The organism is Pseudolactococcus laudensis, from assembly GCF_013449735.1.
Taxonomy (GTDB): domain Bacteria; phylum Bacillota; class Bacilli; order Lactobacillales; family Streptococcaceae; genus Pseudolactococcus; species Pseudolactococcus laudensis.
This window is the reverse complement of record NZ_JACBNY010000009.1, coordinates 38,505-63,170: the sequence shown is the minus strand read 5'-3', so window position 1 is coordinate 63,170 and position 24,666 is coordinate 38,505. Positions and strand designations below refer to the sequence as shown.

Below are 24,666 nucleotides of genomic sequence, written 5' to 3'. Positions count from 1 at the left end.
CACCAAATCGGTGGTTAAAGATTAAAATATTCATATTTTGCGAGTTCACGTCAATCATAGCTATTTTAAAATCAAGAAGATGGTTCTTGACCTAACTGTTTGATAGCTTGACTTGTTTTTTGAAGGTTTTGATAGCTCTGCTCAAAGTGTTCTGAGACGTACATATAAAAGAGTATATCAACAACATAAAGCTGTGCCATCAAACTCATGGTAGCTGCCGTTCTCATTTGATAGTCTTCACCTGAAATTGAATGCAAGACATAGTCCGATAATTGTCCTAATGTTGATTTTTCATTAGAAGTGATTGCCACCATTGGTACTTTCAACGATTTGATAGCTCTTGCAAGTTCGACAACTTCCTTCGTTTCACCTTTCATCGATATGCCGATGAAAGCAGCTTGATTTTTCTGAATAGAAAGAGAGGAAAGAAATAAATGAGTATCTTGAATAAAATAGACTTGTTTTCCAATTCTACTAAATTTTTGAAAAATATCTTGAGCCACAATGGATGAAGCACCAATACCAAAAACAAAAATGACATCAACTTTATCCAGACAAGAAACAACTGACATCACTGCCTCATCTAGCAATGAAGCATTTGTTGTCTCCACCATATGGTTAATCCGAACTTTTAATTTATTTTTAATTGACAAAGGTGTCTCAGCATCGCTAACCTCTTCATAATAACTCTCATTATCAGCATGAAAAGCATAAGCGACACTTAATTTTTGTTTAAATTGAGAAAAACCATCATATCCTAATTTTCTAGAAAATCGAACCAATGATGCAGAGGAGCTACCAATTTCTTGGGAAACTTCTTGTGCACTTTTTTCCAATATCTCTTCACCAGAATCCAAAACATAGTCTGCTATCCGCTTTTCAGCAGCCGTCAGCTGAGAATATCTTTCTCTGATCATTAGTAACGTATCCATAGCGCCTCCGTCCTTTCTTCTTTATTTTATTATAACAAAGAGGTTGGCATAAACCAACCTCTTCTCTTTAACTCTCAATGGTCAAGAGGACTTGTCCTTTTTCAACCTTATTTTGGGCAACAGTACTGATATCTTTATAAATAGTAGAATTTGTCACAACGACAGGTGTTATCGATGATAAGCCTGCTGCTTTAATTTTGTCAAGGTCGACACGCATCATTAAATCACCTTTTTTAACACGCTCATTTTGTTTGACAAAACTTTCAAAGCCTTCTCCATTCATTTCGACAGTATCCATTCCAATATGAATTAAAATTTCAACACCTTCATCGCTCGTAACACCTATCGCATGTTTGGTCGGAAAAACAGTCGTGATAATACCATCCACTGGTGAGTTAACTTGTCCATTTGTCGGTTCAATCGCAATTCCTTTTCCTAACATCCCGCTAGAAAAGACTTCATCAGCAACTTCAGATAAGTCTTTCACTGTACCTGTCATGGGTGCATAAACAGTTGAGGTTTCAAACGCAGGCGTTGTCACCACACGTAAAGTAGGTTGAAGGGTTTCCATTTGAACTGTTTTACCATAGTTATCTGCTTTCATTTTCGCATCCTTTGGAATTCCAAAGAAATAAGTTGCAAGGAAACCACCAATGTAAGCACCAAGTAATCCTAAAACATAAACTATCCATTTACCATGAGCAATTAAAGGAATAAGTGCCACGCCACTAGGTCCTGTGGCAATTGCACCAACATTACCGAAAAATCCGATAATTGCACCAACATTACCGAAAAATCCGATAATTGCACCGCCAATACCGCCACCAATACATGCGGTGATAAATGGTCTACCCATCGGTAATGTTACCCCATAAATCAAAGGTTCACCAACACCAAGAATTCCGACTGGTAACGCACCTTTGATATTTTGAACAAGCGTGCGATCTTTTCTGAGTTTTGCCCAAATTGCCAAAGCTGCACCAACTTGACCAGCACCTGCCATTGCCAAAATTGGTAGTAAATTTGTTTGACCTGTTTTAGCAATCATTTCTAAATGAATTGGCCCTAAAATTTGATGCAACCCCAACATCACCATTGGTAAGAAAGCAACACCTAACACGAATCCAGAGAAAGCGCCACCGATATTTAAGATACCATTAATACCACCGATCAGATGATCTGAAACAAATCCAGCAAGCGGCATGATTAAGAAAATTTCTAATAAGCCAATAAGAATCAAACTAATCGTAGGTGTGACAATGATATCCACTGACTCAGGGACAATTTCATGAAGTTTCTTTTCTATGATTGAAAGGAGCCAAACAGCCAGTAAAACACCTAACATCCCACCTTGTCCAGCTGAAAGTGGCTGACCTGTGAAAATATTTTTGATTGGATTTTCCGGGTTCATACCAGTCAGCATAACGACACCACCAATAACCCCACCAAGTGTTGGTGTTGCACCAAATTCATTAGCAGCATTGATACCGACATAAATTGTCAGGTAAGCAAATAGAGCGTTTTTCAAGATATTCATAATATCAATATACTGCTGCCATGTTGCTGCATTGAGATCACCTGCTACAACTAAATTTGATAGAACAGCCGCAATCCCTGCAACAATCCCAGTCCCTACAAACGCTGGAATCATTGGTACAAAAATATTTGTGATTGATTTTAGGACTGATTTTAATTTTGAAGGCTTATTATATTTTTCTTTAGCTGCTGCCTTATTAGCTAATGCTTGTTCCTCAAAACTTAAACCTTCAGAATTAGGGAATGTTTCGCCAAGTTTTACACCAACCATGTCAACCATTTTTTTAGCAACTTTATTGACTGTTCCTGGACCCACTACCACTTGTAGGGTTTCGTCTTCAACAATGCCCATGACACCATCAATTGCTTTAAGACCAACCAAATTAACTTTTGAATTGTCGACAATGGTCATGCGGACACGTGTCATACAATGAATGACTTTTCTGACATTCTTTTCGCCACCAACATTTTCATAAATTTCTCTTGCAATACGTGCAACTTTTTCTTCTGCCATTTATTTTCCTTTCTGCGATTCCATCAAGCAGGGTCATTCGCGAACCAAGGTCACTCAAGATCTCTCTGCGATTCTCTTAGACTAATTATTTCAATGTATTTTTAACAAAACCATCCGCTTTAGCTAATTTAGCTCGTCCTTGCTCCGCAGTTGAATCCGTTAAAATCATAACGATTGCAAGTTTGACATCCCGATTAGCTGCTTCAAATTTTTCCTCAGCTTCGTCATAAGTGCAGTCTGTTGCTTGCATAATAATCCGTTTGCTACGTTCAACCAATTTTTCATTTGTTGGTTTCACATCAACCATTAAATTATTGTAAACTTTACCAATGCCAATCATCGAAATTGTAGAAATCATGTTCAAAATTAATTTTTGTGCTGTTCCAGATTTCAAACGCGTAGATCCTGTTAAAAATTCTGGCCCACAATCTACTTCTATTGGTAATGTCGCATGTTTAGAGATCTCAGCATTCTTATTACAAGATAGACTTGCCGTTGTTGCCCCTACTTCTTTCGCATAATCTAATCCACCTATTACATAAGGTGTTCTACCACTTGCAGCAATTCCGACGACTGTGTCATTCTGACTTAGTTCTAAACCAACTAAGTCCTTACGGCCTAGTTCTAAGCTATCTTCTGCGCCTTCTACTGCGACAGTCATAGTTTGCTCGCCACCCGCAATCAACCCAATCACCTGAGTCGCTGCTACGCCAAACGTTGGCACACATTCAGCTGCATCAAGTACACCTAAACGACCACTCGTACCAGCACCCATATAAATCAATCGACCACCTTTTTTAAAGGATTGAATCACTGCAGTCGTAACGCTTTCAACTTGTGGTAAAGCTTGTGAAACAGCGAGGGCAACTTTTTGGTCTTCTTGGTTCATTTTAATCAGTGCATCATGAACACTCATTTGATCGAGGTTGTAAGTTTCTGTATTTCTGCGTTCTGTTGTTAGTGTAGATAAATCAATCATCTTGCTTCTCTTTTTCTATTATATATTTTTGTCCCGGTCCAATGTAATCAAGTAAGTCTATGTCTTCAGAGACAATATTACCTACACGATTAACTTTTGAATCCGCTACCAATTCTGTTTTGACGACTTGGATTTCTCCCATATAGCGACCGTAGTCACAATTATCAATCGTGATTGCCCCTTTGTTTCTAACTACTGTATTCTCAGGCTGTATATCTGGGATAGTCTTAAATCGTGCATAGGCGCTTCGAATCACATCTCTCGCAGCATCCTGCCTATTTTCATGGTCACCTTGGACATACCTAAAATCTGCTGTCTCAGGTCTGGCCCTTAAAAGAACTGTCTGATTATTGATATACTGACTAAGTTGAAAAGCCGTTGTTTCTTGTAAACCACCATCTCCAACGTAAATATGGTCAGCAGCCATCCGTTCCATATCTATCAAAGCAGCCAGAGGATGTAAAAAGCGATGCGCTTCTATTGTTGGTAACCCCAAATACAAAGGATGTCTGAGATCTGCATCACCTGGGACAAATTCCATTACCTTAAAACCATGTTGCTTTAAAAAAATATTTTTTTCAATAAAATCTTGGTGGGAAAGTCCCGTTTCTGGACGCGGATAGTAATTATGCCAGGCCTCCAAATGATTGAAGTTCGCATTATTTTCTTTTAATTCATCAATGTCTTTTTGAGTAATGGTGCTTGCATTTAAACTAATCGTGATCACTTGACTAGCTTTTGAAATTGTATCATTACTAATATGATAGTCCATTCTTAGTCCTGTCACACCAATCGCTTTAAGTTCCTCCAAATTTTCAAAAGAGAAACCCGACCTATTCAACGCATCACCAGAAATATCAACCATCAATTTTAAGTGAAGGCTTTGCGCAATTTTTCCCAAATCAATCAATCTTTTTTTATAGAGATTAACATCATCTTCTGGAATATGCATTGAAGTAAAGATACCTTTAAAACCACTATTAGCCATCTTTTTAATATATGAACGCTTTGTTTCATCTAAATCAGTGTTCATAAAAATCGAGAAACCATACATATTTCACCTCCGTTCGAAATATTATTTCATTTCTATGATTTTATTATACATCATATGAATTATAATTTCAATAGTTTGTTTTTATTTTTTAAAAAAATGAAGTATTATTTCAAAAAAAGTAATAAAATACCAAAAAACCACCAAATCGGTGGTTAAAGATTAAAATATTCATATTTTGCGAGTTCACGTAAATCATAGGGTGTATCTTGATAGACTGCATAATTCAACCAGTTTGAAAAGAATAGACTCGCAGCACTCGACCAAGTCATACGTGGCCTTTGCGTCGGATCATCATTCGGATAATAGGCATCTGGCACAACCTCCTCACCAAATTCAGCCTTATCCCGTTGATATTCAAAATCTAAAGTCATCCGATCATACTCTAAATGACCAAAGCTGTAAATCTCACGCAAATTTTTTTTGACAACTAGAGATAAGCCTGAAGTTTCACCATAAGAAAGAATCTCAAAATCATGTGGTAAATCGCTCGCATAAGTCTCGGTACTCCTAGAATGTGGCGCGACAAAATCATCATCAAAACCTCGAAATAAAACATGTTTCGGATTCTCTACTGTTTGATGATATACCCCCCATAACTTTTGTGCTAAAGGGTGTTTAGGAATACCATAGCGTGCATATAATCCCGCTTGTGCTCCCCAACAAATATGCAGGGTTGAATAAACATGCGTGCGTGACCAATCTAAAATCTGATGCAACTCATCCCAGTAATCGACAGCTTCAAATGCTAAATTTTCAACAGGTGCACCTGTTACAATCATGCCATCATAATAATCAGCCTTGATATCATCAAAACTTTTATAGAAAGTATCCAAATGATTTTGTGTAATATTTTTAGATTTATGCGTCATCATATGCAAAAAATCTACATTAATTTGCAAAGGCGTATTAGATAATAAAGCCAACAACTGCGTTTCAGTCACCATTTTACGAGGCATAAGATTGACCACCAAAATCTTTAATGTTCTAATATCTTGCTGTGCAGCTCTCGCTTCATCCATCACAAAAATATTATCGGCTTCTAATATCTTGACAGCTGGCAACTGACTATTTACTTTTACAGGCATCCTATCCCTCCTTTCTGCCCTTTTAATGCTTAAAAGCTTGAAACTTGACTACGCTAAAGCTTCGGCAAAGCTGGGTCATTCACGACCTTCGTCCGCTCAAAGTCTTTTATATGTATCATTCCTCTATTTTATCATGATTAAGCATAGTTTCAAACTATGATGAAATTATAGATAGCTATAAAAAAAAACTATACATCGATAGTTTTTAAGCATTTAAGTGCTGATAAAGTGGAAATAAAGCCTCAAAAGTTTCTAAAATATAGGTTTGTGGATCTTCTTGCCAAATTTTAGAATCTCGGGAAATAATCCGTCCTACTTCAAATTCCCCCTTTTTCACATCGTGTAAACGCTGGATTCCTTTCTCTAACCCTTCAGTTACAGAGAAAAATTCAGGTTTAGTATGATCCAGTGAATAGACAAAGTCATCTGGAAAATCATGATGTTCAGCTAAATAGTCCGCATATTGTTCACGTTTGGCTGGGTTATCAATAATTGATAAATACATAAAGACATAGTTATCCCAAATACCTAACTGTAAATGAGCCTGAGACTTGTAGCCCCGTTTATTATCAGAAATCGCTGACCATGTGTTTTCAGGCGCATATCTCGTACGTCTCCGGTGTTGGGCAATGTGTACGAAAGTCTCATGCCCCACATCATCACTCAAACGTGCTGAAACTTCAGCCATTATTTCAGCAAAAATCGGTTGGATATTAGCACGAATAGCTACCATTCGCTCATCTAATCCTTCAACATCAAAAACCTTGAAAGACTCTTCATTAAAACATTTCACTAGAAACTCCTTCTATTATGCTTGCAATTGTCAGATCTATTTTAAAATCAAAGAAGATGATGCCCTCATCATCTTCTTTTACCAGAAAAATAAGGTTTATCAAGCTTGATAAACAATCTCACCATCACAAATCGTATAAGCAATCACACCTTGTAATTGAGCACAAACAAACGGTGAATTACTAGATTTAGAGGCAAAGTCATTCGCAACTTCACGCACCGCATCCGCATCAAAAATCACAAGATCAGCCGGCCCATCTTCAGCTAGATAACCTGCATCTAAGTGCAAGACTTGTGCTGGATTACTGGTCATTTTTTCTAGTAAACTCATAAGAGATAAATGGCCAGGAGCAACCAAATGCGTCAAGCCAAGTGATAAAGATGTTTCTAGACCAGTCATACCAGATGGTGCCTTCGTGATTTCTTGATCTTTTTCAGCGTGTGTATGCGGTGCATGGTCCGTTGCAATCACGTCAATCGTCCCATCTTGCAAGCCAACAATCAATTTTTCAATATCTGATGACCGACGCAAAGGCGGATTGAGTTTAGCATTAGTACCATGTGTCAAAATCGCATCTTCCGTTATCGAAAAATGCTGAGGTGTCACCTCCGCAGTCACCTGCGCACCTAGCGACTTAGCAAAACGAATCACATCAACCGATTCACCTGCCGACAAATGTTGAAAATGCACACGCGCCTTTGTATCCAAGGCTAGCATCGCATCACGCGCCACCATACTATACTCAGAAACCGTCGGTGCACCCGTCACACCACATTGATGCGCAATCGCACCATCATTAATCCCTAAAACACCCGTTAATTGTGGATCTTCTTCATGCAACGCTAAAACCGTGTCAAACGCTGCAGCTTTTTGCATCGCCCGGCGCACCTGGCCAGCATCTGTAAACGGAATCCCATCGTCAGAAAAACCAACCGCACCTGCATCTAAAAGTGCCTCAAAGTTCGTCAGCGTTTGCCCATCTAACTTATCGGTAATGGTTGCAACACTCTTAACATGAATGCTTTCACGGGCCGCTGATGACAGAACCTCTGTTAAAGTCTCAACCGTTGAAACAGTTGGATTGGTATTCGCCATCATAACGACAGTTGTAAAACCACCATGCGCTGCAGCCAAACTCCCCGTATGAATGTCTTCCTTATGCGTTTGACCAGGTTCGCGAAAATGGACATGAATATCAATCAAGCCAGGTGCCACAATTTTATCAGTCGCATCAATAATTTCAGCGCCTTCTCTGACTAAGTCTTGCCCAATAGCAATAATTTTTTGACCATCAATCAAAATATCAGCAATCGCATCAAATTGGCTTTTGGGATCTATTACACGGCCATTTTTTATGAGTTTCATTTTGGGTCCTTTTCTATCTATTGAACGATGTTAATCAACTGATGATAGCTTTTAATCTTGCCAAGTATTCTGGTTTTGCTTGAATTTTTTTAGTAACTCTAACTCATCCGCATCGACATAACCGATAACTTTAGCAATCTCAATCAAATCAGAATAATTTGAAAGTGTAATCAAAGGCAGATTTGCTTTTTCAAAATTCTCAATCCCACGTGGTAGCTCGTAAGTAAAAATAGCTGCAACACCTAAGACATCAGCGCCTTCACGACTTGCTGCCTCAGCAGTTCCAATTACCGAACCACCTGTTGAAATCAAATCTTCGATAATCACCATTTTTTGATTCTTAGTAATACGACCTTCGACTTGATTGCCTGCACCATGGTCCTTAGCTTTAGAGCGGATATAAACCATTGGTAAATCAAGGATTTCAGCAACCCAAGCCGCGTGAGGAACACCACCAGTCGCAGCACCTGCAATCACTTCAACATCAGGAAACTCAGCACGAATGCGGTCAGCAAAGCCTTGTACAATGCGACGGCGTACTTCTGGATAGGAAATCGTAATCCGATTGTCCGTATAAATCGGTGATTTAATACCGCTTGCCCAAGTAAAAGGGTCGTTTGGTTGAAGAAAAACCGCCTTAATGTCAAGTAAGTCTTTGGCAATTTCACGAGATAGTGTTTGCATGATTGTTCTCTCTTTCAAATTTTGTCTGTTACCATTTTATCATAAGATGTATTTGAAATGGTTAGGATATTGATAATTTTCTTACTATTGTTTAAATTCTTGCTTGACTGCAACAAGTGCTGCATGAAAAACTTGATCCATGTCATAATACTGGTAGTTTCCCAAACGACCACCCATGATTACTTTTTCATATTTTTTCGCCTCAGCACGGTATTGTTTAAATAGAGTCGAATTCTTCTCATCATTGACTGGATAATATGCCTCTTTTTGACGATCCCAATCTTGAGGATATTCTCGAGTTAAGATTGTTACATCATCATCACCATTTTGATCAAAATGACGCCATTCCATAACCCGTGTATAAGGTGTTTCAGCGTCTGTATAGTTTATGACCGCATTACCTTGCGCATTATTAGTTGCCAGTAACTCAGATTCAAATCGGACACTGCGATATTCTAGCTCACCGAATTTATAGTCAAAGAATTGATCAATCATCCCAGTGTAAACAATACGTGGAAATTCAGCTAAGTAAGTATCTTTATCTGCAAAAAAGTCAGTCTCTAATCGTACATCTATCAAATCATGGTCTAACATTTTATCAAAAATTGCAGTATAGCCAGCTACTGGTACACCCTGATAACGATGATTAAAGTAATTGTTATCAAAGGTAAAACGTGTTGGCAAGCGACGAATAATAAAGCTTGGTAGTTCAGTTGCTTTGCGACCCCATTGTTTTTCTGTGTAACCCTTGATTAGCTTTTCATAAATATCTGTACCGATAAGTGAAATCGCCTGCTCTTCTAAATTTTTAGGTGTACCAGTAATCCCTGCAGCCTCCCGCTGTTCAGCAATTTTTGCCTGCGCTTCGGCTGGTGTCTTTACTCCCCACATCTGATAAAAGGTATTCATGTTGAAGGGAAGATTGTACAAATCTCCTTTATAATTAGCAACAACTTGATTAATATAACCATTAAATTCAGTGAATTGATTGACATAATCCCAGACAGGTTTGTTATCTGTGTGAAAGATATGCGCACCATAATCGTGAACATTGATGCCATTTTCTTGGTGTGTATATAGATTACCACCTAAATGACCACGACGCTCGATAACCAGACACCGCTTGCCGCGCAATGCCGCCTCATGCGCAAATGTCGCACCAAATGGCCCCGCACCGACAATAAGGTAATCATATTTTTTTGTATTGTGTTTCACGATTATTTATTCTCCAAGTTCTTCAGATTTCTCTAGCCATAATTCTTCAACAGTTTCTTTTTCTGCCATCATCGCATCTAATGTTTTTTGTAACTCACCTAATTTGACAAAGTCTTCTGCTGACTCGACCATTTGCTCATGCAGTTCAGTAATTGACACATCAAACGCCTGTAACTGCTCATCCAGAGCCGCAATCTTTCGTGTCAATTTCCGACGCCATTTTTGATCATCTTTTGAGGCTTGATAGCTAGACGGCGCTGCCTGTTCTGAGATAGCATCACTTTCTGCTGCTAAAAGTGCAGCAATTTCAGCCTCCTCAGCCTTTTTCTCCAAGTAATAGTCGTAATCACCCAAGTAAAGTTTGCTGCCTTCGGCAGATATTTCAAGGACTTTATCAGCAACTCTGTTAATGAAATACCGGTCATGACTGACAAATAACAACGTGCCATCAAAATCGATAAGCGCATTTTCCAAAACTTCACGGCTATCAATATCCAAGTGGTTGGTCGGCTCATCAAGTACCAAGAAATTATCATTTTGCATCGATAGCTTAGCTAGGAGTAAACGTGCTTTTTCGCCACCAGATAACATGCCGACAGCTTTTTGAACATCATCCCCAGAAAAAAGGAAGGCACCCAGACGATTTCGAATCTCAACCTCTGGCACAAGACTATGGTCTTTCCAAAGTTCTTCTAATACCGTATTAGAAGGCGTCAAATCACGCTGTTCTTGGTCATAATACCCCATAGCAACATTAGCGCCTAGTTTAACTGTCCCTTCAATCAAGGGAATCTTACCCACGATAGATTTGATTAAAGTCGATTTACCAATCCCATTTGGTCCAACAATCGCAATTGAATCATATTTGCGCTCGTCTAAATTAATCGGACTTGATAAAACTTCCTTATCATAGCCAACCGCGCCATTTTCAACAGTTAAAACGACATTCCCTGATTCAATAGCTGGTGAAAACGTGAAATGTGCTGATTTTTCATTTGCGAGTGGCTGGTCCAATCTCTCCATCTTCTCGAGTTTCTTTCGTCTCGATTGCGCACGTTTTGTCGTCGATGCTCGCGCTAGGTTTCGATTAACAAAATCTTCTAGATTAGCGATTTCTTTTTGCTGTTTATCATATTGTTTAGCTTGTGTCGCGAGTTTTTCAGCTTTAAGTTCGATATATTTACTATAATTACCAACATATTTTTCAAGTTTACCTCGTGATAATTCTAGTATTTCAGTCGTCACTTTATCTAAAAAATAACGGTCATGACTAACAATTAGAATTGCACCACGATAATTTTTCAAGTAATTTTCAAGCCATAAGAGGGTTTCAATATCCAAGTGGTTGGTTGGCTCATCGAGAATCAAAAAAGCTGGGTTTTCAAGCAAAATCTTAGCCAAAGCCAAACGCGTTTTTTGACCGCCTGACAGACTTGCAACTGACTGCGCCCAAAAAGTTTCGTCAAACTTGAAACCATTTAAGACGTTTTTGATGTCAGATTCATAGGTAAAACCTTTATTTTGACGAAATGTTTCAGTCAAGCTATCATAGCGCGTCATCAAACTAGAGAGGTCAGCACCAGAAAGCTCTCCCATTTGTGCTTCCATCTGACGTAATTGCTTTTCTTGACTAATCTGTACCTCAAAAACACTGAGCATTTCATCATAAATCGTCCGCTCAGATGAAAAGTTAGCCTCTTGAGCTAAGTATGACATAGTCAAATTTTTAGTCTTTGAAATCTCACCAGAGCTTGGTGTCTCCACATCTGCAATAATTTTCAGTAGCGTTGACTTTCCTGCACCATTACGCCCGACGAGTGAAACCCGCGAATTATCTTGAATTGTAAAATTTATCTTTTCAAACAGAACATCTGCACCAAATGTCCTTGAAATATTGTTCCCTTGTAATAAAATCATAGGTCTATTTTACCACAAAGGAGGCTGTTAATCTAATCCTCTAGTCTATTTTGTTTGACAACTTCACAAACTTTTGGTAATCTATTCACAAAGAATACTGAAGGAGGTCTTTACTTTTATGGTCGTGACAAAATTTAATGAAGTTTTACCCAAGGCAACTGCCAAGCGTCTGCCGCAATATTATCGCATTTTTAAACAATTTGTGGCTGACAAGGTTGACCGAACCAACTCTCAAGCAATCGCCGCAAAATTAGGCGTTGATTCTGCTACCGTCAGACGTGATTTTTCACTGTTTGGTGAACTTGGTAGACGTGGCTATGGTTATGATACGACTGCTCTTCGTGACTTTTTCGGAAATTTATTAGGTGACTCAGCAGAAACCAATATTGCCCTTGTCGGTGTCGGAAATTTAGGTCGCGCACTGATTAACTATCGTTTTCATGACCGCAATAAAATGCGGATTACCCAAGCCTACGATGTCGCGGGCAACCCGCTCGTTGGAACGAAAACTGATGACGGTATCCCAATTTACAATATCTCAGATATTCAAAAAAATCTTGCAGATGCTAATATTGAAACTGCTATCATCTCTGTCCAATCAGATCGTGCTCAGGAAGTTGCTGACCTTTTAATTGCAGCTGGGATTAAAGGTATTCTCAACTTCACACCGAGACGTCTTCAAGTGCCAGAAAATATCACAGTTCAGTCTGTCGACTTGACAAGTGAACTTCAAACACTCTTATTTTTCATGCAAGATAAAAAAGAAACTGAAAATAAACTATGACTACTTTACAACCCATCATCGGTGTTGCTGCAAATGAGCGGCGAGATGCGGGAGATGATATGGGGCATATGGCTATTTCTTATAACCCTTCTGGTTATATCAAAGCCGTTCAACTTGTGGGTGGTCTCCCAATTATGATCCCTATTGGTGACCCGATGCATGCCAAGCGTTATACTTCTATGATTGACAAATTGGTCTTAGCTGGTGGACAAAATGTTGCGCCAGAATTTTATGGCGAAGTTGAAACAATTAAGTCTAGTGACTATAATCGTGAACGTGATGCCTTTGAAATTGCCCTAATTAACGAGGCTATCAAACAAAATAAGCCAATCGTTGGTGTCTGTCGCGGAATGCAATTGGTTAATGTCGCCCTCGGAGGATCACTCAATCAGCAAATTCAGAACCATTGGCAAGAAAAAGCAATGACACAGACTTCTCACGATGTCCTCATCTCTAAACATTCGCCACTTGATTCAATTTATGGCCGCAAGGCGCATGTTAACTCCTTCCACCGACAAAGCCTCAAACAGCTTGCCCCACAACTTGAGGTGATTGCTAAGTCCCTTGATGACCATATAGTAGAGGCAGTCCAATCAACTGATTCAAATCTTCGTTTTTTAGGTGTTCAATGGCATCCTGATTTTATGTATAATGTACGCGACGAAGATTTAGCTTTCTTTCGTTACGCTGTTTTTAATCTTTAATAAGACGTCTCACATTTCACATTGAGGCGTTTTTTTTCGTGCTTTTATTACTTTAAAACATCAAGCCACTTTCTTGAAACGAAAAATAACGTTTATGGCCCACGATGATATGATCAATCAATGTTATTCCGATATTATCACAGGCATTTTCCATTCGCTCTGTAAACACAACATCAGCATCTGAGGGTTTAGGATCGCCAGAAGGATGATTATGGGTAATTAAGATACCAGCTGCTAAAGTTTTGACTGCAAAATGTAAAATTTCACGCGGATTGGCACTGGCTGAATTGACAGTCCCCACAAAAATCGTTCTTTTTTTAATAATTTTATTTTTACCATCCAGATAGACTGCTACCAGATGTTCTTGATCAAAATCTGACATCTCGTCTATCAAGGTCATCGCGAATTGTTGAGCGCCTTTCACTTGACCTTGTCTCTCTCGCTCAGCCGTCTGAATACGCTTGCCAAGCTCCATCATGGCTCTGATTTCTATGGCTTTACTCATGCCTATTCCTGGAATTTGGATCAATTCCTCTATACTTGATCTACGAAAATTTTCTAGTGTTTCAAAGTGTCGAAGTATCTGTCCTGATAGCTCGACAACTGATGATTTTGCCGTACCAGTTCTCAGTAAAATAGCTAGTAATTCTTGGTCTGATAAATACTTCTCTCCGAGTGTAGCTAAACGTTCACGCGGTCTCATAGGGTAGTCTGCTTCTCTTATATTGTACATTTTTTATCCTCTCTTTAATTTATACGAAAAAAATAGCGTTTTGCTCATCATTCTTAACAATTTCTGACTATTGCCAAAATAGTTAGATTATGCTTTAATAGAAAATGTCAAAAGTTTTTGACACTCTCTATCAAAACTAGAGGCCTCTATTTTGATAATCATATAGATTCATATCTGACTGAAAGGGCAAGGAAAAGACTTGTGACTAAAAAACTAGCTGGTATCATCTTCTTTGTCATCCTCATCGTCTCGTCGATTTTTATCGGTCTCGTTGACCTCCCTATTTTCGAATTGGGAACTTGGACAAGTCGTCAAAATCTTGTTCTATTGTCGTCAAGACTACCACGTACATTGAGTTTAGTGATTGCTGGTGCAAGTGTCAGTGTTTCAGGTCTTGTGATGCAAAATCTGATGCAAAATAAATTTGTATCCCCAAACACAGCTGGCACAATGGATAGCGCCAAGCTAGGCATCGTTTTTGTCATGATCTTTCTACCAAATGCACCACTTTTAATGCGTACCACAGTCGCTTTCGGCTTTGCTTTTTTGGGAACTTGCCTATTTTTACTAATATCACGCTACTTACCTAGCAAAAATACGATTTTAATCCCCTTAGTTGGGATTATGTTTGGAAATATCGTTGGCAGTATCGCCACTTTCTTTGCCTATCAGCATCAACTGCTACAAAATATGGCATCTTGGTTACAAGGCAATTTTTCTGTCGTAATGCGCGGCAACTATGAATTGCTTTACTTGTCAATTCCCTTATTTATCGTCATCTACCTCTTTGCCTACCAATTCACTATCATGGCAGCAGGTCAAGAAATGGCAACAAATCTAGGCATTTCCTACCAAAAAATGCGCTTATTTGGCATTGGCATCATTGCCCTTTCCTCAAGTATCGTCCTCGTCAGTGTCGGAAATATCCCCTTTTTAGGGATTATCGTTCCTAATCTGGTGAGCCTCAAATTTGGGGATCAAATGAAAAACAATCTCCCACTCACTGCCTATTTTGGGGCAAGTTTCCTCTTAATCTGCGACATGATTGGTCGAATTGTCATCGCCCCTTATGAAATTTCAGTCAGTTTGGTAGTCGGCGTTTTAGGCAGTATCTGTTTTATCGGCCTTCTCCTTAAAGAAAGTCGTAGGTATAGCTAAATGACACGCAAACTTACACATATCACATTAGGTCTTGCAGCACTTGCGGCTTGTGCCCTTTTCATGACCTATCAAACCTACGGAAATCTTGACTTTACCATCGCTTTGCGAGGCAAAAAAATGGTAGCTTTTATTTTAGTCGGAATTGCTTGCAGTTTTTCAACGATTAGCTTCCAAACTCTGAGCCAAAATAAACTACTGACACCGAATATACTCGGTATTGATTCATTTTATGTCTTGATTCAAACCCTATCTATCTTTGTCTTTGGTAGTCAAAGCCTCTCAAGAGCGACAAGTATTTGGGACTTCCTACTGACTATCGCACTCATGATGTCACTCAGCACTTACCTCTCTTTTACCTTGCTAAAGAAATTTAAGCAAAACCTCTTTTTATTTTTGATGATTGGCATGATTTTAGGGACTTTTTTTAACAATGTCAGCAGTTTCATGCAAGTCATCCTAGACCCTAACGAATATGACCATTTACAGGGCAAGCTATTTGCTAGCTTTAGCAATGTCAAACCTGATCATTTAACGATAGCAGCCATCTTAATTGCCTTAATTTGCTTATTTTTATGGCGATTAGCACCCCAACTTGATGTGCTACATCTAGGTAACGACCATGCTATTAACCTTGGCATTGACTTAAAACGCCTACAACTCATGACCTTGTTTGCCATTACAGCTCTCGTCGGTATTTCGACAGCTCTCGTTGGTCCGACAAGTTTCCTCGGCTTCATCGTCGCCAATATTGCCTACCAGCTCATGAAAACTTATCGTCATAAGTCACTATTTCTTGCTGGCAGTCTGATAGCCATCCTTCTGCTGATTTTAGGTGAATTTCTGGTTGAGCATATCTTTAGCTTTAACACAACCTTAAACGTCATCATCGAATTCACAGGTGGCTGCTACTTTATCGGACAAATTTTATACGAAAGAAATGGTAACAAAAGATGGAAATAGAAAGCTTATCGAAATCGTTTGGCAAAAAGCCAATTTTAAAAGAGATAGATTTGACCATTCAAAAGGGTAAATTAACTGCCTTTATCGGTCCAAATGGCGCTGGTAAATCAACACTATTCGCCTGTATGAGCCGACTTATTGATGCTGAATCTGGTCATATTTATTTGGAAGGTCAGGAACTCAAATCTTTCAAATCACGTGAGCTTGCACAGAAATTAGCTATTTTAAAGCAGATGAATCATCTCAATATGCAAATTTCAGTGCGAGAACTCATCGCTTTTGGTCGATTCCCATATTCTAAAGGTCAGTTAACACAAACTGACAAAGTTAAAATTCAAACCTCAATTGAGCAGCTTGGTATGCAAGATTTAGCTGATGAAAATATCCAAAATTTATCTGGCGGTCAACTCCAGCGCGCTTATATCGCCATGATCTTAGCGCAGGATACTGACTATATTTTACTTGATGAACCTTTAAATAATCTGGATATGAATTTTGCCTTGCAGATGATGCAACTCTTGCAAAGTTTGGTTCGAGATTACGGCAAGACTGTCGTTATCGTTTTGCATGATATAAATTTTGCTTCGAGTTTTGCTGATGACATCGTTGCCATGAAGTCTGGTACCATTTTTGCCCATGATGAGACAGCCAAAATTATTAATGAGCCTGTCTTAAATGCGCTGTATGACATGACGATTCGCATCGAAGAAATTGACGGAAAAAAATTCTGTCTCTATTTTTAGAGTATACTAACTATAATAATAAAAATAAGAAAAAAACATAATATGAAACTTAACAAACTATTCACGGCTTTCATTGGTGTTTTACTACTTGCAATGGTTCTCGTTGCTTGTGGCGCTAAAAAAGATACTGATTCAACTCAAAAGGCCAAAACTGATACTATCGAAGTTGTTGGTGCAGACGGTAGCAAAGTTAAAGTTCCTAAAAACCCAAGTAAAGTCGTTGTTTTCGATAATGGCTCACTTGATACAATTCAAGCGCTTGGTGAAAGTAAATCAGTCGTCGGTGTCGCAAAGAAAAATTTGCCTGATTACTTGAAGGCATTTAAATCTGTTGAGAGTGTTGGTGGTCTGAAAGAACCGGATTTAGAAAAAATCAATGCTTTGAAACCGCAATTAATCATTATTTCAGCACGTCAACAAAGTTTTAAAGCAGATCTTGAAAAAATTGCACCTGTTTTAGATTTATCACTTGATAATTCTAAAGTTTGGGATTCAACACAATCACACATTCTAACAATTGCAAGCATCTATGGTAAAGAAACTGAGGCGAAAAAACAAATCAAAACTTTATCAACAAACATTGATGCGCTTAAAAAGAAAGCTGAAAGTTCAGGCCTAAAATCTTTGACATTAATGACAAACGAAGGTCAAGTCTCTACTTTTGGTAACGGCTCACGTTATGCCATTATCAATGATACTTTCGGTTTCAAGAGTGCTGATGACCAAATCAAAGCCTCAACACACGGTCAAAGCGTTTCTTACGAATATGTTCTAGAAAAAAATCCAGATATCATTTTCTTTATTGACCGTACTAAAGCTGTCGGCGGCGACAAGACAGAATCTAGTCTGAAACATAATGAATTAGTCAAACAAACAACAGCAAGTAAAAACGGTAAAGTCATTGAACTGAATGCATCCGTTTGGTATTTAAGTGGTGGGGGACTAGAATCAACACAACTTATGCTTGATGAAGTGTCACAAGCTTTGAAATAAGCATCAACTAATTCAAAGTATAAAAAAACCATGCAGGGTGTATATTAAAAACCTGCATGGTTTTTTGGTGCTTATCCACTTCTGGTCAAACTTTTTACTATCTAATTTACTTCATTATTTTTGCGTTGCTTTAAAATATAGAAGAATACTGAAATTAGTAGGATTCCTGAAAACGAGATTATGAGACTACTCGGCTTGTCGGTATCACCTGTATTCGGTAATGTCTTTTTGTTTTCAGATGCTTTAGTTTGAGTTTGGTTAGTTTTTGGCAGGTTCTCAGAACTTGTCTTACTATCTGATGCGACATCTAGGCGAATAGGCTCACTGCTACCATCAGTAAACTCTGCTACAAACCAGTGCGTCCCTTTGGCATAGTTTTTTAAATGTGATTCATTTAGCGTTATAACGGTACTTCCCTTGGTAATGGTATAGTTAGATGCATCAATTTCTGTATCACCATACATAAGTTTCACGAATTTGGTATGCTCAGCATCCACGCGTGCTGTTCTTGTGCCTATACCTGTCCAAGTCCCAAAATGCGACAGTACAGCATAACTTTGAGGTTTAACCGTTATTGTGCTACTTGTCACTGTAGCAGCATGATAATTAGTATCCCCCCACCTTTTCAGCAGTGACTGTAAAACTTCCTACACCAACGATTGTTAAGATATTTCCATTAATAGTGGCAACCTTGGGATTGCTAGAGGTATAAGTAACGGCGCTATTAATCATAGTACCCGTCACACCAAGCGTAATTGGTGCATCACCTAGTGTATAGTTTTTTTCGAGTCCAGTTAATACAAGACTTGCTTGATTAGCTTTACTGATATTTGCTGGCTTTACCGTAAGAGTCCCAAGTTTATAATATAAAGCAGCATCACCAGACAAGCTGTAAGGCTGGTCAATATAAACTGTTTTTCCATCAGCTGCATTACCATCACTAAAAGCTAATGTGCCACCAGTTATTTCAACGCTATCATTACCCATGATACCGCTATACTTAATGTCAGCAATTGTAGCTGTCGTATGCCCATCGTAAATTTTGTTGGTTGGCGTGAGTATAGCTGATAAAGTTGCTTGGCTAATAGTCAATGTAAATGGCGTCGAAGTCACTCCGTCAATCGTGGCAGTGATATTGGCGTAGGTGCCAGGTAGCGTCTTCTCTGTACTTGTAATAGTTAATTCCCCAGTACCACCTGCTGCTATTAAAGCTGACGCTGTAACATCCTTGGGTGCATTATCAAGCGTCACATCATGAGACCCTACATTGATACCTTCTGTTGTCATATTATATGTGACTTTTTTTGCTACTCCGTAAATCAGTGCGTCACTTTGCGAATCCACAACAGTCATTTTTTGGCCAAACAATTGAATAATACTATCTTTTTGGATACTATAATCTTGCAGTGTATTGCCATCTTCTAATTCTTTGTTATTAAAATATAGTTTTTGATGATCAGGCGAAATGCCTGTCTCAACCTGAATTTTAGCTTTAACATCTTCAATACTATCGGTTGGTTCAGCATCGAAAATTAAATTTGGACCAATTTGAAGTTTGATAAAAATTTGCATCGCCTCAACTTTTGGTGTCAAATTTGAAAACCCAGGCAGATTTCCAAAAAGTAATATTAGAGTGACTAATACACTACTGATTTTTTTTGTCAAATTATTGCCTAAACTATTTTGATTTATCATAGTCTGCTCCTATTATTTTGTATTTTAGTACGGCTATCATTTAGAGTTTTCAATCAATTAAACTATCAAATCAGAATTAATAATTTATATCTTTTTACATCTGCCACTATTTTAACATAATTATTTAAATATATAAAATATTACATAATTTCTTCATACAAATGGTCAAAAAAACATGCAGAGAAGTAACCTCAACATGTTTTTTATGATTTTAAATTATTCACCTCTAAAATAAGCCACGGCACTCTCAAAGAGTTGTTGGTCTTTATGACCCGGGATATTTTTGAAGAGGCCTGATTCATAACGTTCAGAATGACCCATTTTGCCGAGAATTTGGCCGTTTTTACTGATGATGCCTTCAATCGCTGCGACTGAGCCATTAGGATTATAGAAAGAATCCATACTTGGCTTGCCTTGGAAATCAACATATTGCGTAATAATTTGGCCGTTGTCAATTAACTCAGCGAGTTCAGTTTCAGAAACGACAAACTTACCTTCACCGTGAGAGACTGGAATAGTATGAATATCACCAACTTTCACACCTGTCAACCAAGGTGAATTGGTGTTGGTAATTCTTGTCTCAACCATTTTAGCAACGTGCTGATTGGCATCGTTATAGAACAAGGTTGGGGACTGATTAGTCAAGCTATCAAATTGACCATAAGGCAGCAAGCCCGATTTAACTAAAGCCTGGAATCCATTACAGATACCAAGAATCAAACCGCCACGCGCAATGAAAGCATCAATAGCTGATTTAACTTGATCATTCAAAAGAATGTTAACAATGAATTTTGCAGAACCATCAGGCTCATCTGCGGCTGAGAAACCACCCGCAAACATGAGGATGTTGGCTTGCGCGATATTGGCAACCATTTCTTTGATCGAATCCGCGATGTCCAAAGTACGGAATGGCACAATTTCAGCCTTAGCGCCTGCTGCTTCAAAGGCTTTAGCTGTATCATATTCACAGTTGGTACCTGGGAAAACTGGGATATAAACAAGCGGTGTCTCAATTTTAGCTGACGACATGATTGTTTCGTGAGAGACTTTTGTCTTAACCTCTACTAAACTATCATCTTGTTCAAACAAGGTTGGATAAACTGATTCTAGTGGGCTTTCATAGCTTGAAAGTAACGTCTCGCCTGAAAGGCTGACACCATTCACCACGAGGTTAAAGTCTGTCGTTGTGCGACCGATTTTTGTAACACCTGCGATTTCTTCAGGTGAGGTAAAGATAAAGCCAGCAAACTGCGCTTTGATGATATCAGAAATATCAGATAAGGGAAGGTCTGCACCGATATGATTACCGAATGTCATGAGCGCAATTGCTTCACCAAAGCCACCTGCTTTGGTGGAAATGGCTGCTGTGATTTTGTGTTTAGCCTGTAAGTCAGTTAGCAAGTCAAAGTTCGATTTGATAATGTCCCAATCGATTTTATCTGTAACCGTTACGCCAGGGATATAGTAGATATTTTCATTAGGGGATTTAAACTCTGGCGACAAGATACGGTCTGTTTCAGAAGTTGTCACACCAAAGGCGATGAGTGTCGGTGGCACTGTGATATCTTCAAAGGTACCGCTCATCGAATCTTTCCCACCGATTGATGGGAGACCGAGTTGTTCTTGGGCTTCTATGGAGCCAAGGAGAGCCGCAAGTGGTTTGCCAAAGCGTTCCGCTTGCTTATCCATACGCTCGAAATATTCTTGGTATGAAAAACGAGCTTTAGACCAGTTTGATCCCGTTGCAACAAGACGTGCGGTTGCTTCAATCACAGCATATGCTGCACCATGATAAGGTGACCAGGCAGCAATTTCTGGGTTGTAGCCATGCGCAAGCAGGGAAACGGTATTGGTCACACCGTGTAAGACTGGTAATTTTTGAACAGAACTTTCAGTTGGTGTGATCTGATAACGCCCACCGATAGGTTGATTGACTGTTGAGCGACCGATTGAGCTATCAAAAATCGTTTGTAGGCCTTTTTGTGAGGCAAAGTTCAACTCTGATAAAAGACCATTCAAATCAGCATCCAAAGAATCCAGAGTTGACGTTTTGTCAAATGGTACAGGCAAGTCTGAATCGACGACTGTCGCATCAACAACCACACGGACACCGTTTGTATCAAGGAATGACCGCTCAATATCAACGATCGTTTGACCCTTCCAAACCATAGTCAAGTTGGCTTTTTCAGTGACCTCTGCGACTTGAACCGCTAAAATATTTTCTTTAGCACATTCAGCGATAAATTTGTCAACATCTTCTGCTTCAACCACAACGGACATCCGTTCTTGTGATTCAGAAATTGCAATTTCTGTCCCTGATAAGCCTTGATATTTCAAAGGAATTTTATCTAAATCAATGCGCAAACCATCCGCTAATTCACCAATGGCAACACAGACACCGCCGGCACCAAAGTCATTGGATTTTTTAACGAGCTGTGTCACTTCTGGATTTCTAAACAAACGTTGAATTTTACGCTCTTCAATCGCATTGCCTTTTTGAACCTCAGCGCCTGCTGTTTCGACAGTTTCCTTGGTCTGTACTTTCGATGAACCTGTTGCCCCACCGACTCCATCACGACCTGTTTTACCACCAAACAAAATAATGGCATCTCCGGCTTGAGGTTTCAAGCGCAGGACGTTTTCTTTTGGTGCAGCACCAACGACAGCACCTGTTTCCAAGCGCTTAGCGATAAAACCAGGGTGGAAATATTCCTTAACATAAGTCGTCGCAAGCCCAATCTGATTGCCGTATGAACTGTAACCATGAGCAGCACCTTTAGAAATCACTTGCTGTGGTAATTTACCTGCTCGCGTTTCAGAAATCGGCGCCGTGATATCTCCCGCACCCGTAATTCTCATCGCTTGATAGACATAAGCACGACCAGAAAGCGGGTCACGAATGGCACCACCAATACAAGTCGATGCGCCACCGAAAGGCTCGATCTCTGTTGGGTGATTATGGGTTTCATTCTTGAACATGAGGAGCCATGGTTCTTTAACACCATTAACATCCACTTCAATCTCAACCGAACAAGCGTTGATCTCATCAGAGACTTCCATGTCATCCAAACGTCCATTGGCACGCTCGTAACGCCCGAAAATCGTCGCCAATTCCATCAATGTCGTAGGCTTTTCGCTACGTTTGATATCTTCACGCATGGCTAGGTATTTTTCAAACGTTGTTTGAAGTTGGGCCTTAAATTTTGATTTTGAGAAATCAATCGTTTTAAGTTCAGTCTCAAAAGTTGTATGACGTGTGTGGTCACTCCAATAAGTATCTAAGACTTTCAATTCCGTTTCGGTAGGGTTTCGGTCTACTGTCTTGAAATAATCCTGAATCCACAACAAATCAGCCACTTCCATTGCGAGTGAATAGGCTTTATGCAGGTCAGCAATCTCAGTTTCTGTCTTTGTAATGAAATCTTCTAGAACTGGAATCTTATCACTCGCACCTGAGATTGTTTCTTCTGAAATCTCAGTTTCGATATCTTTAAAACGTGAATCCACAGCGTTAAGCTGATAATTTTTAATTTTTTCGAATTCAGCATCAGATAAATCTGAATTCAGTAAATAGAGTTGGGCCGTTCTAACCGTTGCATCATGGCTAGCACCTAACAGGAATAAAGCTTCTTCTGCTGAGGTTGCGCGTTGGTCGAATTGACCTGGCAGTGCCTCTATGGCGAAGAATTTCGATTCAGCAAGCGCTGCTTTGACAGTTACATCGCTCAAAAGGTTATCCGTCACTTTTTCAGAGAAGATAGATTGTTCCGCAGCAGTCAAAATAGCATCCGGCACATGAAGGACATCATAGACTTGGACGATATTAACAGATGTCAAAGTTTCGAGTTGTAAATTATGCTGCAACTCTGTCAATAACGCATGGTTTTTAACTTTAAATTCAGGTTTTTTAGCGACAAAAATACGTTTTTTCACGAGATTATTTTCCTTCAAATTCTGCTTGTAAGCCGGCGAGGACTTTTTGATAAACTGGGATTAAATCTCCCAAATCGCGACGGTAGACATCTTTATCAACATGGTTATTATCGGCATCCCAAAGACGAGACGTATCAGGTGAGATTTCATCAGCCAGAATGATTGTACCATCAGGCAAGCGACCATATTCGAGTTTGAAATCGATTAATTTGAGACCGATTTTAGCAAAAATTTCTGTCAAAATGGCATCCGTCTCAAGCGCTGCTTGTTTCAGAAAAGCAATCTCTTCATCTGTTGCGATGTCTAGGAATTTAACATGAGCATCATTGATAAACGGGTCATCTAAATCATCATTCTTGTAATAAAATTCAACGATTGGTGTTGGGATTTTAATCCCTTCCTCGATACCAAAACGTTTAGAAAATGACCCTGCTGTATAATTACGAACGACTACTTCCAAAGGAATGATGTCAACTTTCGTATTTAATTGTTCAGTTGAAGAGACTTGTTCGATGAAATGTGTGTGGACACCACGACGATTGAGTTCACGAAAAATTAGGCTTGTAATCTGGTTATTGAGCTCGCCTTTACCAGCAATCTGGTCTTTTTTCTTGCCATTGAGTGCTGTCGCCTGATCTTTATAGGCTGCGAGTACAACTGCTGTATCATCAGTTTGATAGAGATTCTTAGCTTTACCTTCATAGAGCAGTGTCCGTTTGTCAGTCATTTTTTCTCCTCATTCATATCTTCAACATCTAGTGTTGAAATTTATTATAAATCCATGATATCGTAAATTTTTAGTAAATCATCAAAAAAACTGCCTAAATTAGGCAGTTTATATAGCAAATGTTCGGTTTTCATCCTGTTTTCAGTCTTATTTCTGACT

Annotated in this window: 21 protein-coding genes; 6 read left to right on the top strand and 15 right to left on the bottom strand. The window is 39.0% G+C overall.

What is annotated here, in order from left to right; all coding sequences use genetic code 11:
• Positions 1 to 71 precede the first annotated feature (71 nt).
• From HZR21_RS06600 to HZR21_RS06555, 10 genes are all read right to left on the bottom strand, one after another.
• Complete coding sequence (locus HZR21_RS06600; RefSeq protein ID WP_040526168.1) at positions 72 to 932, bottom strand: MurR/RpiR family transcriptional regulator; 861 nt, start codon at positions 930 to 932, stop codon at positions 72 to 74.
• Between the two features lie 67 nt (positions 933 to 999).
• Positions 1,000 to 2,982, bottom strand: a complete 1,983-nt coding sequence (locus HZR21_RS06595; protein WP_180746970.1) for a glucose PTS transporter subunit IIA — start codon at positions 2,980 to 2,982, stop codon at positions 1,000 to 1,002.
• An 85-nt stretch (positions 2,983 to 3,067) separates the two neighbouring features.
• On the bottom strand, positions 3,068 to 3,961 hold the full coding sequence (gene murQ / locus HZR21_RS06590) for an N-acetylmuramic acid 6-phosphate etherase (protein WP_180746969.1): 894 nt from the start codon (positions 3,959 to 3,961) through the stop codon (positions 3,068 to 3,070).
• Positions 3,954 to 5,015: a DUF871 domain-containing protein gene (locus HZR21_RS06585; protein WP_180746968.1), complete on the bottom strand. Its 1,062-nt coding sequence runs from the start codon at positions 5,013 to 5,015 to the stop codon at positions 3,954 to 3,956. Before HZR21_RS06585 ends, murQ begins: the two co-directional genes overlap by 8 nt.
• Before the next feature lie 152 nt (positions 5,016 to 5,167).
• Positions 5,168 to 6,100: a homoserine O-succinyltransferase gene (locus HZR21_RS06580; protein ID WP_003139658.1), complete on the bottom strand. Its 933-nt coding sequence runs from the start codon at positions 6,098 to 6,100 to the stop codon at positions 5,168 to 5,170.
• Between the two features lie 205 nt (positions 6,101 to 6,305).
• The gene (locus HZR21_RS06575) at positions 6,306 to 6,893 is read right to left on the bottom strand and encodes a DUF1054 domain-containing protein (protein WP_180746967.1); all 588 of its coding nucleotides are present in this window, start codon (positions 6,891 to 6,893) and stop codon (positions 6,306 to 6,308) included.
• Positions 6,894 to 6,992: 99 nt separating this feature from the next.
• Positions 6,993 to 8,258: a dihydroorotase gene (locus tag HZR21_RS06570; RefSeq protein WP_180746966.1), complete on the bottom strand. Its 1,266-nt coding sequence runs from the start codon at positions 8,256 to 8,258 to the stop codon at positions 6,993 to 6,995.
• A 51-nt stretch (positions 8,259 to 8,309) separates the two neighbouring features.
• Positions 8,310 to 8,942, bottom strand: coding sequence for an orotate phosphoribosyltransferase (gene pyrE / locus HZR21_RS06565; RefSeq protein WP_180746965.1), 633 nt, complete (start codon positions 8,940 to 8,942; stop codon positions 8,310 to 8,312).
• Between the two features lie 84 nt (positions 8,943 to 9,026).
• On the bottom strand, positions 9,027 to 10,157 hold the full coding sequence (glf, locus tag HZR21_RS06560; protein ID WP_180746964.1) for a UDP-galactopyranose mutase: 1,131 nt from the start codon (positions 10,155 to 10,157) through the stop codon (positions 9,027 to 9,029).
• Positions 10,158 to 10,163: 6 nt separating this feature from the next.
• Positions 10,164 to 12,074, bottom strand: a complete 1,911-nt coding sequence (locus tag HZR21_RS06555) for an ABC-F family ATP-binding cassette domain-containing protein (protein ID WP_180746963.1) — start codon at positions 12,072 to 12,074, stop codon at positions 10,164 to 10,166.
• Positions 12,075 to 12,192: 118 nt separating this feature from the next.
• Here HZR21_RS06555 and HZR21_RS06550 point away from each other — a divergent pair, with 118 nt between their 5' ends.
• Both HZR21_RS06550 and HZR21_RS06545 read left to right on the top strand, forming a co-directional pair.
• On the top strand, positions 12,193 to 12,858 hold the full coding sequence (locus HZR21_RS06550; RefSeq protein WP_180746962.1) for a redox-sensing transcriptional repressor Rex: 666 nt from the start codon (positions 12,193 to 12,195) through the stop codon (positions 12,856 to 12,858).
• Positions 12,855 to 13,562, top strand: a complete 708-nt coding sequence (locus tag HZR21_RS06545) for a gamma-glutamyl-gamma-aminobutyrate hydrolase family protein (protein WP_180746961.1) — start codon at positions 12,855 to 12,857, stop codon at positions 13,560 to 13,562. The genes HZR21_RS06550 and HZR21_RS06545 overlap by 4 nt, the downstream gene beginning before the upstream one ends.
• Before the next feature lie 52 nt (positions 13,563 to 13,614).
• Here the strand turns inward: HZR21_RS06545 and radC are convergent, their stop codons facing one another.
• On the bottom strand, positions 13,615 to 14,295 hold the full coding sequence (gene radC / locus HZR21_RS06540) for a RadC family protein (RefSeq protein WP_180746960.1): 681 nt from the start codon (positions 14,293 to 14,295) through the stop codon (positions 13,615 to 13,617).
• A 201-nt stretch (positions 14,296 to 14,496) separates the two neighbouring features.
• Between radC and HZR21_RS06535 the strand changes: the two genes are divergently transcribed.
• Genes HZR21_RS06535 through HZR21_RS06520 form a run of 4 tightly spaced genes read left to right on the top strand, consistent with a single transcriptional unit; the run spans position 14,497 to position 18,152 of the window.
• Positions 14,497 to 15,453: an ABC transporter permease gene (locus HZR21_RS06535; protein ID WP_003139673.1), complete on the top strand. Its 957-nt coding sequence runs from the start codon at positions 14,497 to 14,499 to the stop codon at positions 15,451 to 15,453.
• A complete protein-coding gene (locus HZR21_RS06530) occupies positions 15,454 to 16,416 on the top strand; it encodes an iron chelate uptake ABC transporter family permease subunit (protein ID WP_180746959.1) in 963 nt (320 codons plus the stop codon). It begins immediately after the preceding gene.
• Positions 16,407 to 17,159 (top strand): iron ABC transporter ATP-binding protein, encoded by a 753-nt coding sequence (locus HZR21_RS06525; RefSeq protein WP_180746958.1) that lies wholly within the window; start codon positions 16,407 to 16,409, stop codon positions 17,157 to 17,159. Before HZR21_RS06530 ends, HZR21_RS06525 begins: the two co-directional genes overlap by 10 nt.
• A gap of 42 nt (positions 17,160 to 17,201) precedes the next feature.
• Positions 17,202 to 18,152, top strand: a complete 951-nt coding sequence (locus tag HZR21_RS06520) for a siderophore ABC transporter substrate-binding protein (RefSeq protein ID WP_180746957.1) — start codon at positions 17,202 to 17,204, stop codon at positions 18,150 to 18,152.
• 101 nt (positions 18,153 to 18,253) lie between these two features.
• Here the strand turns inward: HZR21_RS06520 and HZR21_RS06515 are convergent, their stop codons facing one another.
• From HZR21_RS06515 to purC, 4 genes are all read right to left on the bottom strand, one after another.
• Positions 18,254 to 18,742, bottom strand: a complete 489-nt coding sequence (locus HZR21_RS06515; protein ID WP_180746956.1) for an LPXTG cell wall anchor domain-containing protein — start codon at positions 18,740 to 18,742, stop codon at positions 18,254 to 18,256.
• Positions 18,743 to 18,758: 16 nt separating this feature from the next.
• Positions 18,759 to 19,847, bottom strand: coding sequence for a ubiquitin-like protein (locus tag HZR21_RS06510; RefSeq protein ID WP_180746955.1), 1,089 nt, complete (start codon positions 19,845 to 19,847; stop codon positions 18,759 to 18,761).
• Positions 19,848 to 20,063: 216 nt separating this feature from the next.
• Positions 20,064 to 23,780: a phosphoribosylformylglycinamidine synthase gene (locus tag HZR21_RS06505; RefSeq protein WP_180746954.1), complete on the bottom strand. Its 3,717-nt coding sequence runs from the start codon at positions 23,778 to 23,780 to the stop codon at positions 20,064 to 20,066.
• A 4-nt stretch (positions 23,781 to 23,784) separates the two neighbouring features.
• Entirely contained in the window at positions 23,785 to 24,507 is a 723-nt protein-coding gene (gene purC, locus HZR21_RS06500; RefSeq protein WP_180746953.1) for a phosphoribosylaminoimidazolesuccinocarboxamide synthase, read from the bottom strand.
• Between the last annotated feature and the right edge of the window lie 159 nt (positions 24,508 to 24,666).

What these genes read in the sequence shown, in the direction of transcription:
- HZR21_RS06525 (WP_180746958.1), top strand. Translation starts at nt 16,407, where the DNA reads ATGGAAATAGAAAGCTTATCGAAATCGTTTGGCAAAAAGCCAATTTTA.
- HZR21_RS06510 (WP_180746955.1), bottom strand. Translation starts at nt 19,847, where the DNA reads ATGATAAATCAAAATAGTTTAGGCAATAATTTGACAAAAAAAATCAGT.
- HZR21_RS06550 (WP_180746962.1), top strand. Translation starts at nt 12,193, where the DNA reads ATGGTCGTGACAAAATTTAATGAAGTTTTACCCAAGGCAACTGCCAAG.
- HZR21_RS06545 (WP_180746961.1), top strand. Translation starts at nt 12,855, where the DNA reads ATGACTACTTTACAACCCATCATCGGTGTTGCTGCAAATGAGCGGCGA.
- HZR21_RS06580 (WP_003139658.1), bottom strand. Translation starts at nt 6,100, where the DNA reads ATGCCTGTAAAAGTAAATAGTCAGTTGCCAGCTGTCAAGATATTAGAA.
- purC (WP_180746953.1), bottom strand. Translation starts at nt 24,507, where the DNA reads ATGACTGACAAACGGACACTGCTCTATGAAGGTAAAGCTAAGAATCTC.
- murQ (WP_180746969.1), bottom strand. Translation starts at nt 3,961, where the DNA reads ATGATTGATTTATCTACACTAACAACAGAACGCAGAAATACAGAAACT.
- HZR21_RS06600 (WP_040526168.1), bottom strand. Translation starts at nt 932, where the DNA reads ATGGATACGTTACTAATGATCAGAGAAAGATATTCTCAGCTGACGGCT.
- HZR21_RS06555 (WP_180746963.1), bottom strand. Translation starts at nt 12,074, where the DNA reads ATGATTTTATTACAAGGGAACAATATTTCAAGGACATTTGGTGCAGAT.
- pyrE (WP_180746965.1), bottom strand. Translation starts at nt 8,942, where the DNA reads ATGCAAACACTATCTCGTGAAATTGCCAAAGACTTACTTGACATTAAG.
- HZR21_RS06520 (WP_180746957.1), top strand. Translation starts at nt 17,202, where the DNA reads ATGAAACTTAACAAACTATTCACGGCTTTCATTGGTGTTTTACTACTT.
- HZR21_RS06570 (WP_180746966.1), bottom strand. Translation starts at nt 8,258, where the DNA reads ATGAAACTCATAAAAAATGGCCGTGTAATAGATCCCAAAAGCCAATTT.
- HZR21_RS06585 (WP_180746968.1), bottom strand. Translation starts at nt 5,015, where the DNA reads ATGTATGGTTTCTCGATTTTTATGAACACTGATTTAGATGAAACAAAG.
- radC (WP_180746960.1), bottom strand. Translation starts at nt 14,295, where the DNA reads ATGTACAATATAAGAGAAGCAGACTACCCTATGAGACCGCGTGAACGT.
- HZR21_RS06530 (WP_180746959.1), top strand. Translation starts at nt 15,454, where the DNA reads ATGACACGCAAACTTACACATATCACATTAGGTCTTGCAGCACTTGCG.
- HZR21_RS06595 (WP_180746970.1), bottom strand. Translation starts at nt 2,982, where the DNA reads ATGGCAGAAGAAAAAGTTGCACGTATTGCAAGAGAAATTTATGAAAAT.